This is a genomic window from Ruegeria sp. D7, assembly GCF_056534355.1.
Map to the genome: position 1 here is coordinate 12504 of NZ_JBQFPG010000002.1, position 12835 is coordinate 25338.

Genomic DNA, 12835 nt, shown 5'->3' on the forward strand with positions numbered 1-12835 from the left:
ATCACGCTACCTCGCTACGGGCCGCACGGATGCGGTAGTTTGTCAGAAGATCGAATGCCAGCAGGAAGAACAGAAGCATCCCCTGGAATACCTGAATGGCTGCGGCGGGCAGACCCAGCTGAGATTGGGCGATTTCACCACCAATATAAGTCAACGCCATCAGGCCTCCGGCCAGCAGGATGCCCACCGGATGCAAACGGCCAAGGAAAGCCACGATGATCGCGGTAAAGCCGTAACCGACGTTGAAATCGATGCTGACCACGCCAGCAGGGCCCGAGACTTCGAACATCCCCGCAAGACCGGCCAGCGCGCCGGCCAGACCCAAACAGAACAGGATCAGGCGGGCAGGGTTTACACCTGCGAACTTCGCCGCACGCGGGGCCTCACCTGTCAGGCGGATGTGGAAGCCCAGCATGTGCCGGTTCAGCAAGACATATGCAAAGATAACAGCGATCAGGGCAGTGACTACGCCCCAGTGCATGCCTGAACCCGCAATCAGCTCGGCATTATACGCGCTGTCGTAGGATTGCAGATTGCGCGAACCCGGAAAGCCGAACCCTTCGGGATTCTTCAGCAGGCCTAGCGAGACCGAGGCCAGCATCTGTTCGGCCACATAGACCAACATCAGCGACACAAGGATTTCATTGGTACCGAAGCGCACTTTCAGGAAGGCTGGGATCATTGCCCATAGCCAGCCGCCAAACGCGCCTGCAATCACCATGATCGGAAAGATGTAGAATGCATCCAGCGGATAGAATGCCAGACCGGCACCCGCACCGAAAATGGCCCCCATAATGTACTGACCCTCGGCCCCGATATTCCAGATACCGGCGCGGAAGCCTAAAGACAGGCCGATAGCGATCAAAACCAGGGGCGCGCCCTTAACCAGCAATTGCGGCCGATAATAGAAGGCGAACTCGCCAAACAGGGGTTCCCAGAAAATGGTTCCAATAGCCTCGACCGGGTTTTTGCCCAGAATGGCGAACAGGATGCCACCAAAAACCATCGTCGCCAGGACCGCGACCAGAGGGGTGGCATAAGACCACGCCTTGGACGGCTGAGGCCGTTTCTCCAACACAATCATTTGCTCATACCCCCGCGTTTCTCTTTTCTTTTAACTGTTTAGACATGGGCCACCTCCATGCCATGCGCGCCGCCCATCATCAGGCCGATCTCATCGACCGTCAGACCCGTAGTTTCACGCGGGGCGCTTAGTCGTCCTTCGTTCAAGGCGGCAAAGCTGTCTGAGATTTCCATCAGTTCATCGAGGTCTTGCGAGATACAGATGACCGCAGTTCCCTTGGCCGCCAGATCCAGAATGGCCTGCCGGATCGAGGCCGCCGCCGCTGCATCCACGCCCCAAGTCGGCTGGTTCACGACCAGAACATCCGGGTTTTGCAGCACTTCGCGACCAATCACGAACTTCTGCAGGTTCCCGCCCGACAGCGACCGGGCGGCATTTTCAGGACCCGGCGTACGCACGTCAAAGGCGCTAATGATCTTTTCGGCAAAGCTCTTGGTCTCGGACCACTTCAGAAAGCCGTTATTCTCTAGCCCCTCGCGGACCGACCCAGTCAGCAGAGCGTTTTCGGTCAGGCTCATATCAGGGGCAGCCGCGTGGCCCAGCCGTTCTTCGGGCGCGGTCAACACGCCCAGCTTACGCCGCGCGGTCGGGCCGAGTTTGCCGATGGGTTGACCGCTGAATTTGATCGCATCTGCGGTGGTCGGAATTTCGCCAGAAAGCACACCCAGCAATTCATCCTGACCGTTCCCCGCGACACCCCCGATCCCCAGAACCTCGCCCTTGCGGACGGTCATGTGGACGTTGCGAAGCGCGGTTCCGAATTCCGACGGCGACGGCACTGACAATCCGCTGACATCCAGCGCAACGTCACCGAACTCCCGGCCGGAACGTTCAGGTGTCTGCAGGGTCGAGCCCACCATCATCTCAGCCATATCGCGCGCTGAGGTTTCAGCTGGTACACATTCGCCCACATTCTTACCCAGCCGCAGAATCGTGGCGTGGTCGCATAGCGTTCGAATCTCTTCCAGCTTGTGCGAGATATACAGGATCGATGTCCCTTCCGAGCGCAATTTGTTCAGCGTTTTGAAAAGGATTTCAACCTCTTGCGGCGTCAGAACCGAGGTCGGCTCGTCCATGATCAGCAACTTTGGGTCCTGCAGTAAGCAGCGGATGATTTCGACCCGCTGACGCTCACCTGCAGACAGATCGCCAACCGTGCGGAAGGGGTCCAAGGGCAGGCCGTAGGTTTCGGATACTTCGCGGATACGCGACGCCAGATCACCCATTGGGGGCGGGTTCTCCATCCCCAGAGCGATATTCTCGGCGACGTTCAACGCATCGAACAGCGAAAAATGCTGGAACACCATCGCGATCCCGTCCGCACGGGCGGCGCGCGGTTCAGGCGGTGCATAGGACTGCCCCCGCAGCAGCATTGAGCCGCTGTCGGGCTTCACCAGCCCATAGATCATTTTGACAAGCGTGGATTTGCCTGCGCCGTTCTCGCCCAGCAGCGCGTGAACTTCGCCTTCACCGATGTCAAAGGACACCTGATCATTGGCCACGACGCCGGGATAGGCTTTGGTCAGCCCTTGCAAGCTCAGAAGTGGAGTGGTCACGCGCTCAGGTCCTTCTTCAATTCGTTCTGTCGGGCGGGGCGTAACAGTTGCGCTGCCACGCCAACGGCGATCATCTGCGGGTGTTTGCCCAAGCCTGGATCGCCGATCGGACAGGTGATCCGGCTGATCCGCTCGGGCGGATGCCCAAGGGCTGCAAGTCGCGACCGGAATCGCGCCCATTTCGTAGCCGAGCCGATAAGCCCCGCAAAGAGGAAATTGTGCGAAAGCAGCCGGTTGCACAGTTCCAGATCCAGATTGTGCGAATAGGTCAGCACCAGATGCTCGGCATCGGTTGGCGCGTGGCGAACCAGCTCGGCGGGTTTTGCGGTCGGAACCGGGGTTACACCGGTTGGAACCACATCGGGAAACCGCTCGGGTCCGGTATCGACCCAGGTGATTGCCAGATCGGGTAGGGGGGACAAAACGTCCACCAGCGCCCGGCCTACATGGCCTGCGCCCCAGATCCACAGATTACGCGTCGGTTTGTGAACGGGTTCGACCATCCAACCTTCGATCAGTTGGGGCTCGGGCGCGACACCCTGTCCTCGCGCTGCCGCCAGCCGACGTTTGACCGATAGCGGCATCTCTCCGCCCGAGGCCGAACGCGCGATGACGGTATCGTCCAGTGCATTCAGCGCTTCATGATCAAATACTTCACTCAGCAATGAAACTGCACCGCCGCAGCATTGCCCCATGTCGGGGCCAAGAGCGTGATGCGTTAGTCGGGTGGCGGTGGTTTGGGATCGCGCAGCTTCGGCTGCCTGATACTCCAACGTGCCTCCACCGATGGTGCCACTTTGCCCGTCCTTCCAGACTAGCATCGCGGCCCCCACTTCACGTGGAGACGACCCTTTGATGCCGGCGATGACCACCCGGACCACTGTTCCGTGGGTTTTGACCGCCTCCCTCAAAGCCTCCAAGTCAATTCCCATCAGATGCCTCCCTTCATCTTTTGGACGCCGCGCCAAACCTCTTCAGCCGTGGCTGGTGCATCAAGAGCGGGGTAGACCTCTCCACAGGCCGCGACCGCATTCGACAGGGCCAGCCATGCGGAAATCCCGAGCATAAACGGAGGTTCGCCCACCGCTTTCGAACGATAGATCGTGTCCTCACGGTTTTCGGCATCCCAGAGTGCGACGTTGAATACGTCGGGTCGATCTGAGCAGGCGGGGATCTTGTAAGTCGAGGGTGCGTGTGTGCGCAGGTTGCCCGTGCCGTCCCAGACCAGTTCCTCGGTCGTTAGCCAGCCCGCGCCTTGCACATAACCTCCTTCGACCTGCCCGATATCCAACGCCGGGTTCAACGAAGCACCGGCATCATGCAGGATATCGGTGCGTAGAATGCGGTTCTCACCAGTCAGAGTGTCGACGGCCACTTCGGTGACCGACGCTCCGTAGGCGAAGTAGAAGAACGGACGGCCTCGTCCGGCGATCCGGTCCCATTCGATCTTGGGTGTCTTGTAGAAACCGGTCGCCGACAGGCTGATCCGACCCTGATAGACCAGCGCCGCAGCTTCAGCGAAGGTGTAGCGTTCTGCGCCAACCGAAACATGGCCATCAGAGAAGGTGACAGTCGACGGATCGGCCTGATGCCGCTCGGCCAGATAGTCCGCCATTCGATCGCGGATCGTATCGCAGGCCGCCTTCACGGCCATGCCATTCAGGTCGCTGCCCGAGGATGCTGCCGTGGCCGAAGTGTTCGGCACCTTGGCCGTATCCGTGGCGGTGATTTTGACCATCTCCAGGGGGATGCCAAAGCGCGAAGCCGCCACCTGTGCCACCTTCTGGAACAGACCCTGACCCATCTCGGTGCCGCCGTGGTTCAGATGGACCGAGCCATCCTGATACACATGCACCAAAGCGCCTGCCTGATTCAGGTGGGTCAGCGTGAAGGAAATCCCGAACTTGACCGGAGAAAAGGCAATGCCCTTCTTGATCACGCTGTTCTCGGCGTTCCATTTCGCAATGGCGGCCTTGCGCGTTTCGTAATCGCTGGATTTCAGTAGGGCCTGAGTCATCCCGTGCAATTCGAAATCGCTGACCTCCATTCCGTAGGGTGTGGTATTGCCACCAGCGGGCAGAGGGCGCACGGGGGCGTCCCCGGTTTCGACCGCGCCGCGGCTTGTTAGGTCCTCATGCGGGTCGGGATGACCCAAAGGCTTTTCGGACGGCGTGATCTCGGCAATCGCATGGGCCGGTTCGTAGTAGTTTCGGCGGCGCAGTTCCACCGGGTCCAGACCCAGCTCATACGCGGCGTGGTCCATCACGCGTTCGATGCCAACCATGCCCTGCGGGCCGCCGAAGCCGCGATAAGCGGTGGCGGATTGGGTGTTGGTCTTCAGCCGGTGGCTTTCGATCCGTGCATTTGGCAACAGATAGGCATTGTCCGAATGCAGCATCGCGCGGTCGGCGACGGGCAGGGACAAGTCCTGCGCCCAGCCGCAGATGGCGTAGTGGTGGAACGAGACGCCCTGAATATGGCCGTTCTCGTCAAATCCGGCCTTATAGGCGATGCGGAACGCGTGGCGTTTGCCGGTGATGGTCATATCATCGTCGCGGTCATAGCGCATCTTGCACGCCTTGCCAGTTGCGCGAGCGGCGACCGCGCAAGCAACTGCCAGCGCATTGCCCTGGCTTTCCTTGCCGCCAAAACCGCCGCCCATACGGCGGGTCTCGACCCTGACGGCGTGCATCGGAACGCCCAATGCATCGGCCACCTTGTGTTGGATCTCGGTCGGGTGCTGGGTCGAGCTGTGAACCAGCATATCCGCGCCTTCATTCGGCACGGCCAAAGCGGCCTGACCTTCCAGATAGAAATGCTCCTGCCCGCCAAGCTCGAATGACCCTTCGATCACATGGGCGGATCCTGCAATAGCCGCATCAGCATTGCCTTTGGCATAGATGCGCGGGCCGTCTTCGAACCGACTGTCGGCGGCCAGAGCCTCTTCGACGGTTAGGATCGGGGTTTCCTCGGCATAGTCGATCTTGCCCAAACGGGCCGCCTTGCGGGCGGCCAGATGGCTGCTGGCGATGACCAGAAACACAGGCTGGCCGATATAGTGAACCGTGCCGTCCGACAGTAGCGGTTCATCATGGATCGAAGGCGATACGTCGTTGGCGAAGGGCAGATCATCCGCAGCCATAACCATCACGACGCCCTCGGCAGCCTTCACCGCAGATAAGTCCATTGCGGTGATCTTGCCTTTGGCAATCGGGCTGAGGCCAAAAGCCAGATGCAAACTGTCCCTGGGTGTTGGGATATCGTCCACATACCGCGCGGTTCCTGAAACGTGCAGCGGTGCTGCGTCGTGGGGGAGGGGTTTGGTCACGCTCATGCCGATACCTCCAGCACATTGGTCACTTCGCCCTGATCTTCCAGGAAGTATCTTTCGAGCATCGCTTTGGCGGTTTCCAGTCGATAGGTGGCCGAGGCGCGCATGTCCGTGAGTGGTGAATAATCGTCAGCAAAGGCAGGCAGCGCGGCGTCAATCGTCTCGCGCGCCCAAGGTTTACCGACCAATGCGGCCTCGACATGGGTTGCCCGTTTCGGGATGCCGGCCATGCCGCCGAACGCGATGCGCGCCTGCGTGACGATGCCGCCCGAGACGGTGATGTTGAAACACCCGCAGACGGCCGAGATGTCCTGATCGAACCGCTTGCTGAGTTTATAGGCCTTCAGGCGATCCAGCTGACGGGGGAAGCCGACAGCTTCGACGAATTCACCGGGAACGCGGTCCTGTTTGCCATAGTCGATAAAGAACTCTTCCAGCGGAACGGACCGGCGGGTGTCGCCTTTGCGCAGATGAAGGGTTGCGTCCAGAGCAATCAGCGCAGGCGGGTTGTCCCCAATGGGCGAGCCATTGGCTATGTTGCCGCCCACCGTTGCAGCATGGCGCACCTGTACACTGGCGTAGCGGCGGATCATTTCGGCGTAAGAGGGGTGAAGATCGGCCAGAGCCTCACCCATCCGATTCATGTCGACCATTGCGCCAAAGCGAATTTCATCGTCGGTGATGGTGATTTGTTTGAGATCATCGCAACGGTTGAGGAAGATTACTGGATCCAGGTCGCGCAGTTGCTTTGTCACCCACAGGCCGACATCTGTTGCTCCGGCAACCAGCGTGGCATCTGGGTTTTCAGCATAAACAGCTGCCAGTTCATCGGAAGATTCAGGCAGCATGCGCGACGCAGCAGAAGATGCGAGTGGCTTGTCTTTGACCCAGACTGGCACGGGACGGTCCTCGACCGCTTTCGCAGCGCGAATAATCGGTGCATAGCCAGTGCAGCGGCACAGGTTTCCGGCAAGCTGGGTGTCATGATCCGTGGCGCCCGTCGCATGACTGGCGACCATCGACATGACAAAACCCGGAGTGCAAAAACCGCATTGCGAGCCGTGCAGGTCAACCATTGCCTGTTGAACGGGATGTGCTTCGCCATCCGGGCCGCTTGCCCCTTCGACTGTACGAACCGCTTTGCCATGCAGCTGGGGCAAGAACAGGATGCAGGAGTTCAGAGCTTTTGCGCCGTCTTCGTCCGTCACCATGACCGTGCACGCGCCGCAATCGCCTTCGTTGCAGCCTTCTTTGGTGCCTGTCAGACCGCGATCTTCACGCAGCCAGTCCAGTAGGGTGGCCGTCGGATCGACATCCGGCAGCTCCACTGTCTCTCCGTTCAGAAGAAACGTGATGTTCATTCGAGAAACCCGTCGCGTTACCCGGTTGCGCCCGTTCGGCCCTCCTTCGATGCGACGTAGAAAGAGTGGCGGGCGGTAGCTTGCCGTCAGATGTTAGAAACAGCGCACCTTATCTGGCAAGAAAAACTGCCTATATGATACACCATTGCACCCGAGCGGCCCATGATTGTAGTGTATGTGTGAAACTTAATAAATTGAAAATAAACACTTTTTGTGAAGGTGTGCGTTCCTGCGCCCGAAGCACCTTCTGAAAAAGCCGAATAATCACCGATGATTTTTTCGGCATTCGATGGTGCCGGTTCCCGCTTTTGCAACGTCGCTGGCTGAGATAGCTTAGCCTGTATGAGCAGTTCCCCCCGATTCATTCACCTCCGCGTTCACACTGAATATTCGTTGCTGGAAGGCGCCGTGCGGCTGAAGAAGCTGCCGGACCTGTGCCAGAAGATGCAGATGCCCGCCGTCGCGGTGACGGATACCAATTCAATGTTCTCGGCCTTAGAGTTTTCGGTCACCGCCAGCGGGGCAGGTGTGCAACCGATCATGGGCTGTCAGGTCGATCTCAGTTACGTTCAGGCGCAGCCGGGAGAAAAGCCCAAAGCACCCGCGCCGCTGGTGCTGCTGGCACAATCCGAGGTGGGATATGAGAATCTGATGAAGCTCAGTTCCTGCCTGTATGTAGACAAAAGCGGGCAGTTGCCGCAGGTCACTTTGGACGAATTGGCGGAACGAGCAGATGATTTGATCTGCTTAACCGGCGGTCCAGACGGGCCCGTAGGGTTGCTGTTACAGCAAGGTCAGCGCCCTGCTGCCGAGGCTTTGGTGGATCGTTTGTCCGCGATTTTCCCGGATCGCCTTTATGTTGAGTTGCAGCGTCACCCAGGCGAAGGAGGCCAACCTGAGGCCGAGCGCTTGACCGAGCGCGGTCATGTCGAGATGGCGTATGACAAGAACCTGCCGCTGGTGGCCACCAATGACGTCTATTTTCCGACTTCGGACATGTACGAGGCCCACGACGCGCTGATCTGTATCGCCGAGGGGGCTTATGTCGACCAGCAGGACGGTCGCCGACGTCTGACCGCGCAGCACTATTTCAAGTCGCAGCAGGAGATGGTGACGCTGTTCGCCGATCTGCCCGAAGCCGTCGAGAATACGGTTGAAATCGCGCAACGTTGCGCCTTCATGGCTTATCGCCGCGACCCGATCCTGCCGAAGTTTGCAGATGATGAGGTCGCCGAACTGCGTCGCATCGCCAACGAGGGTCTGCAAAAACGTCTGGCCGTGATCCCGCACGCCGTGACACCTGAAGAATATCAGGAACGGCTGGATTTCGAACTTGGCATCATCGAAGGGATGGGCTTCCCCGGCTATTTCCTGATCGTTGCCGACTTTATCCAGTGGGCCAAGGATCATGACATTCCGGTGGGTCCGGGGCGAGGCTCGGGTGCGGGATCACTGGTGGCTTATGCGCTGACAATTACCGACCTTGATCCGCTGCGGTATTCGCTCCTGTTTGAACGGTTTCTGAACCCCGAGCGGGTTTCTATGCCCGACTTCGATATCGACTTCTGCATGGATCGCCGCGAAGAGGTTATCCGCTACGTGCAGCAGAAATACGGGCGCGACAAAGTGGGGCAGATCATCACCTTCGGTGCCTTGCTGTCGAAGGCGGCTGTGCGCGATATTGGGCGTGTATTGCAGATGCCATACGGGCAGGTTGATCGCCTGTCCAAGATGATCCCAGTCGAAGGCGTCAAACCCGTTTCCATCGAAAAGGCACTGAAGGATGAGCCGCGCCTGAGGGAAGAGGCACGCAATGAAGAGGTCGTGGACCGTCTGCTCACATATGGCCAGCAAGTCGAGGGGCTGCTGCGCAACGCCTCGACACACGCTGCCGGCGTGGTGATCGGAGATCGGCCGCTGGATGCACTGGTTCCAATATACCAGGACCCGCGTTCGGACATGCCTGCGACCCAATTCAACATGAAATGGGTAGAGCAGGCCGGGCTTGTAAAGTTCGATTTTCTGGGCCTGAAAACACTGACCGTGATCCAGAACGCGATGGATTTGATCTTTAAGTCAGGGCGTGACCTTCACATTGCTCCCGATGGCACGGAACTCTATGAACCCGCCGAAGGGGCAATAAATCAGATCAACGCCATCCCGCTGGATGACGAGGCGACGTACAAACTCTATTCGGCGGCCAAGACGGTGGCGGTGTTCCAGGTTGAATCCTCGGGCATGATGGATGCGCTCAAGCGGATGAAGCCGGATTGTATCGAGGATATCATCGCCCTCGTCGCGCTTTATCGACCCGGCCCGATGGAGAACATCCCCAAGTTCTGCGAAGTCAAGAACAAGCTTAGCGAACGCGACACGCTGCACCCGTCCATCGACCATATCTTGGATGAGACGCAGGGCATCATCGTCTATCAGGAACAGGTGATGCAGATCGCGCAGGAAATGGCGGGTTACAGCCTTGGGGGCGCGGACTTGCTGCGCCGCGCGATGGGTAAGAAAATTCAGGAGGCGATGGATGCAGAGCGACCCAAGTTCCTCAAAGGTGCTGCCGAAAACAATGTGGATGAGGCCAAGGCGACCGAAGTCTGGAACCTGCTGGACAAGTTCGCCAACTATGGCTTCAACAAATCCCACGCCGCCGCCTATGCGGTGGTCAGCTATCAAACCGGCTGGCTAAAGGCGAACCACCCGGTCGAGTTCATGGCAGGTGTCATGAACTGCGATATCCATCTGACCGACAAGCTCGCGATCTATTTTGAGGAAATCCGCAAGGGGCTGCAGCTGCCCTATGTTCCGCCGTGCGTGAATCGATCCCAAGCGACCTTTGATGTGGCCGATGGGCATTTGGTCTATGCGCTGGGCGCGCTCAAGAACGTAGGCGTCGAGGCAATGAATCTTGTGGTTGAGGGGCGTGGCGAAAAGCCTTTCGTAAACCTGTTCGACTTCGCCCGCCGTGTTGACCTGAAGAAGGTCGGCAAACGCCCGCTTGAGATGCTGGCTCGCGCCGGTGCCTTTGACGAGCTCGATAAAAATCGTCGCCGTGTGTTTGAAAGCCTTGATCCGTTGGTTCAGTATTCGGCGGCGATTCACGAGCAGAAGAATTCCAACCAAGTTTCCCTGTTTGGCGAGGCAGGCGATGACCTGCCCGAACCGCGTCTGTCCCCTTCGCCTGATTGGCTACCTGCCGAACGCCTGAGCGAGGAATTCAAGGCCATCGGATTCTACCTATCCGGCCATCCGCTGGATGACTATATGCCGGCCCTGAAGCGCAAACAGGTACTGACACTGGATCAGGTGACTGAAAAGGCGCGCTCTGGCCCATTTATTGCCAAGATGGCAGGTGTCGTTGCCGGACGGCAAGAAAGGAAATCAGCGCGCGGCAATCGGTTCGCTTTTGCCCAGCTCTCTGACCCCACCGGAGCATTCGAGGTCACGTTATTCTCGGAAACACTGGAGAAATCCCGAGAGTTTCTGGAAACCGGCGCACAGGTGGTACTGACGGCCGAAGCGACCATGGAGGCCGATCAGCTGAAACTGCTGGGCCGGTCCGTTGGTCCGGTTGATACAGTTGTGGCCGATGCGGGTGCAACGGGTTTGCGTGTGTTTGTCGAGGATTCGAAGGTTTTGCCGAACATGGCCACGGTACTGGAAGGCGCAGAGGCTTCGGCCAAAAGGGTGGCCAAGGGACCTGTTTATGTTTGTCTATTCGATCCCGGACTGCCAGGCGAGGTCGAGATGGATCTGGGCCGGGAATTTCCGATCAACCCAGAAATCAAAGGCGCGCTGAAGTCGCTTGAGGGGATATCGGAGATCGAAGAAATCTGATCCCGAACCGTAATGTTGCCACACGCGATGGACCCCGCTAGGCTGGGTGAACATCCTCAAAGGCCATTTCACAGGAGGGTTCCTAAATGGCAAGTTCAGGCAATGTTTTCAGGATATTTACACTCGCCGCGGCATGTTCACTTGCATTGGCCACTGCGGTACATGCAGACGACAAAAAGAAGAAAAACACTCTTACCGGGGCCTTGGTCGGCGCGGGCGTTGGCGCGCTGGTCGGCGATGGTAAAGGGGCTGCGGTCGGTGGGGTGGCCGGTGCGATTATCGGACATAACTGGAAGTGATCATGATGTTGAAAAATCCCATCAAATCTTCCTTCTGCGCCATGCTGTTTGTTCTTCCGACGTTTGCTTTCGCGGATGAGGCTGCTGAGCAGATGGTGCAAGACGTCCTGCCTATGATGCACTATACATGCGCCTCGATCGCCGAAGAGGCCGACGGGGACGAAGCCTTTGTTGTCGAAGTCGTAGGAAAGATGACGGCCCTGTCACTTTACAACCGCCAGATTAATATCCAGGATCATGCAGCCTCTGACGAGGAAAAGGCCCAACTGCGCGAAGCCTTCATCGCCGCGCTGTCTGAAGGTTGTGCCGCAGATAAGAACGCCCTTCTGGGCGGGGTGGTCGACAATGCAGTGAAGTCGACGCTGGGGTTGTAAGCGAGCGCTTGGTCTTGCGAGCGCTAAAGCCTGCCCACTGGACAACGCACAAGGCCCCAGCCTCTGTCCATTTGGGCGTCTTTCAGGCCTGAGACGAGACGGTCGGACAAAAAGAGAAGGTTCGGAACTTTCGGGTCCAGCCAGATGTCCGGTCCACCAAGCGCTTCAGGTATGACTACCAGTTTAGATTCCTGATTGCTTCTAGGAAGGTAGCAGGTTCCCTTGCCGATGTTGTCCAGCGGTGAACGGATATCGCCCTCTGGCCCCAAAACATCGTAGTTGCCCATGGATCGCTTGTTGCACACGTTCAGAAAATAATACCGCTCGGACGTGGTCAGGTGGTTTTCAGTCGAATCCATCAACGTCAGCGGATGAAATACCGTGCTCCCCAGATCGAACTGTTCCAGAACGGATTTGGCCGCTTCTGAAACCAGAGGATAGCCGCCGCCGCTGATAAACGGCGCAGTGTAGTATTCGGCTTTTGAGTTGTAGTACCACAGACTACCAATATGCGCTTTGGTCAGCAGCTCACCGCGTTTCCAGCCCAAGTCAGATTCCTGAACCATTCGCTTGGACCACTCAACATCCTCGGGCGACTGCCTTTCACGCCATTGAGGGGTGTATTCCTTTCGGATTACCGCTGAGATGACGTTGATGTTGTTCACCGTCGTGGCAATCCACACGCATTGCGCGTTGCTGTCCTCACTCGCCATCAGCTTGCCCTCAGTAATGCGGTGGGCGTTCGTCGCCGAACACAACGCCACCTGAGCCTTCCTGTGCGCGCTCTGCCTCGCGCTGCAGCAACATCTCAACACGGCGGGTCAGGCGGTCGATCTCGCTCTGTTGGTTTGTGACGACCGAGTTCAGCTCTTCAACCGTGCGGGTCAGATGGGCGATCTGCTCTTCCAGATGCTGCATGGGGCTCTCCTTATAGGCGTCTCATAGCGACCCTGTGACGCCCTGGCCAGAGAAACCCCGCCTTGCCCC

General features: G+C 58.4%; 10 protein-coding genes. 3 read left to right on the forward strand and 7 right to left on the reverse strand.

All coding sequences use genetic code 11. The annotated features are described in order from the left end of the window. Position 1: 1 nt before the first annotated feature. From ACRZ9U_RS02960 to xdhA, 5 genes are read right to left on the reverse strand one after another with little or no spacing between them, the layout of a single operon-like run. Positions 2 to 1084, reverse strand: a complete 1083-nt coding sequence (locus ACRZ9U_RS02960; protein WP_170392492.1) for an ABC transporter permease — start codon at positions 1082 to 1084, stop codon at positions 2 to 4. 38 nt (positions 1085 to 1122) lie between these two features. Next, positions 1123 to 2640, reverse strand: coding sequence for an ABC transporter ATP-binding protein (locus ACRZ9U_RS02965; RefSeq protein ID WP_170401928.1), 1518 nt, complete (start codon positions 2638 to 2640; stop codon positions 1123 to 1125). Then, complete coding sequence (gene xdhC / locus ACRZ9U_RS02970) at positions 2637 to 3572, reverse strand: xanthine dehydrogenase accessory protein XdhC (protein ID WP_170392490.1); 936 nt, start codon at positions 3570 to 3572, stop codon at positions 2637 to 2639. Before xdhC ends, ACRZ9U_RS02965 begins: the two co-directional genes overlap by 4 nt. Then, positions 3572 to 5974 (reverse strand): xanthine dehydrogenase molybdopterin binding subunit, encoded by a 2403-nt coding sequence (xdhB, locus tag ACRZ9U_RS02975; protein ID WP_170392489.1) that lies wholly within the window; start codon positions 5972 to 5974, stop codon positions 3572 to 3574. Before xdhB ends, xdhC begins: the two co-directional genes overlap by 1 nt. Then, positions 5971 to 7332 carry a xanthine dehydrogenase small subunit gene (xdhA, locus tag ACRZ9U_RS02980; RefSeq protein ID WP_170401925.1) on the reverse strand — a complete coding sequence of 454 codons (1362 nt, stop codon included), beginning with the start codon at positions 7330 to 7332 and terminating at the stop codon, positions 5971 to 5973. The genes xdhB and xdhA overlap by 4 nt, the downstream gene beginning before the upstream one ends. A gap of 342 nt (positions 7333 to 7674) precedes the next feature. Here xdhA and dnaE point away from each other — a divergent pair, with 342 nt between their 5' ends. The 3 genes from dnaE (at position 7675) to ACRZ9U_RS02995 (ending at position 11848) form a co-directional block, all read left to right on the forward strand. Further along, positions 7675 to 11175, forward strand: coding sequence for a DNA polymerase III subunit alpha (gene dnaE / locus ACRZ9U_RS02985; RefSeq protein ID WP_170401922.1), 3501 nt, complete (start codon positions 7675 to 7677; stop codon positions 11173 to 11175). An 86-nt stretch (positions 11176 to 11261) separates the two neighbouring features. Then, entirely contained in the window at positions 11262 to 11474 is a 213-nt protein-coding gene (locus ACRZ9U_RS02990; protein ID WP_170392486.1) for a YMGG-like glycine zipper-containing protein, read from the forward strand. A 41-nt stretch (positions 11475 to 11515) separates the two neighbouring features. Beyond that, complete coding sequence (locus ACRZ9U_RS02995) at positions 11516 to 11848, forward strand: hypothetical protein (protein WP_480887109.1); 333 nt, start codon at positions 11516 to 11518, stop codon at positions 11846 to 11848. Between the two features lie 23 nt (positions 11849 to 11871). Here ACRZ9U_RS02995 and ACRZ9U_RS03000 read toward each other — a convergent pair whose 3' ends face one another. Together ACRZ9U_RS03000 and ACRZ9U_RS03005 are read right to left on the reverse strand one after the other, a co-directional pair. After that, entirely contained in the window at positions 11872 to 12561 is a 690-nt protein-coding gene (locus ACRZ9U_RS03000; RefSeq protein ID WP_170401916.1) for an imm11 family protein, read from the reverse strand. Between the two features lie 10 nt (positions 12562 to 12571). Then, positions 12572 to 12766: a SlyX family protein gene (locus tag ACRZ9U_RS03005; protein WP_010443294.1), complete on the reverse strand. Its 195-nt coding sequence runs from the start codon at positions 12764 to 12766 to the stop codon at positions 12572 to 12574. Between the last annotated feature and the right edge of the window lie 69 nt (positions 12767 to 12835).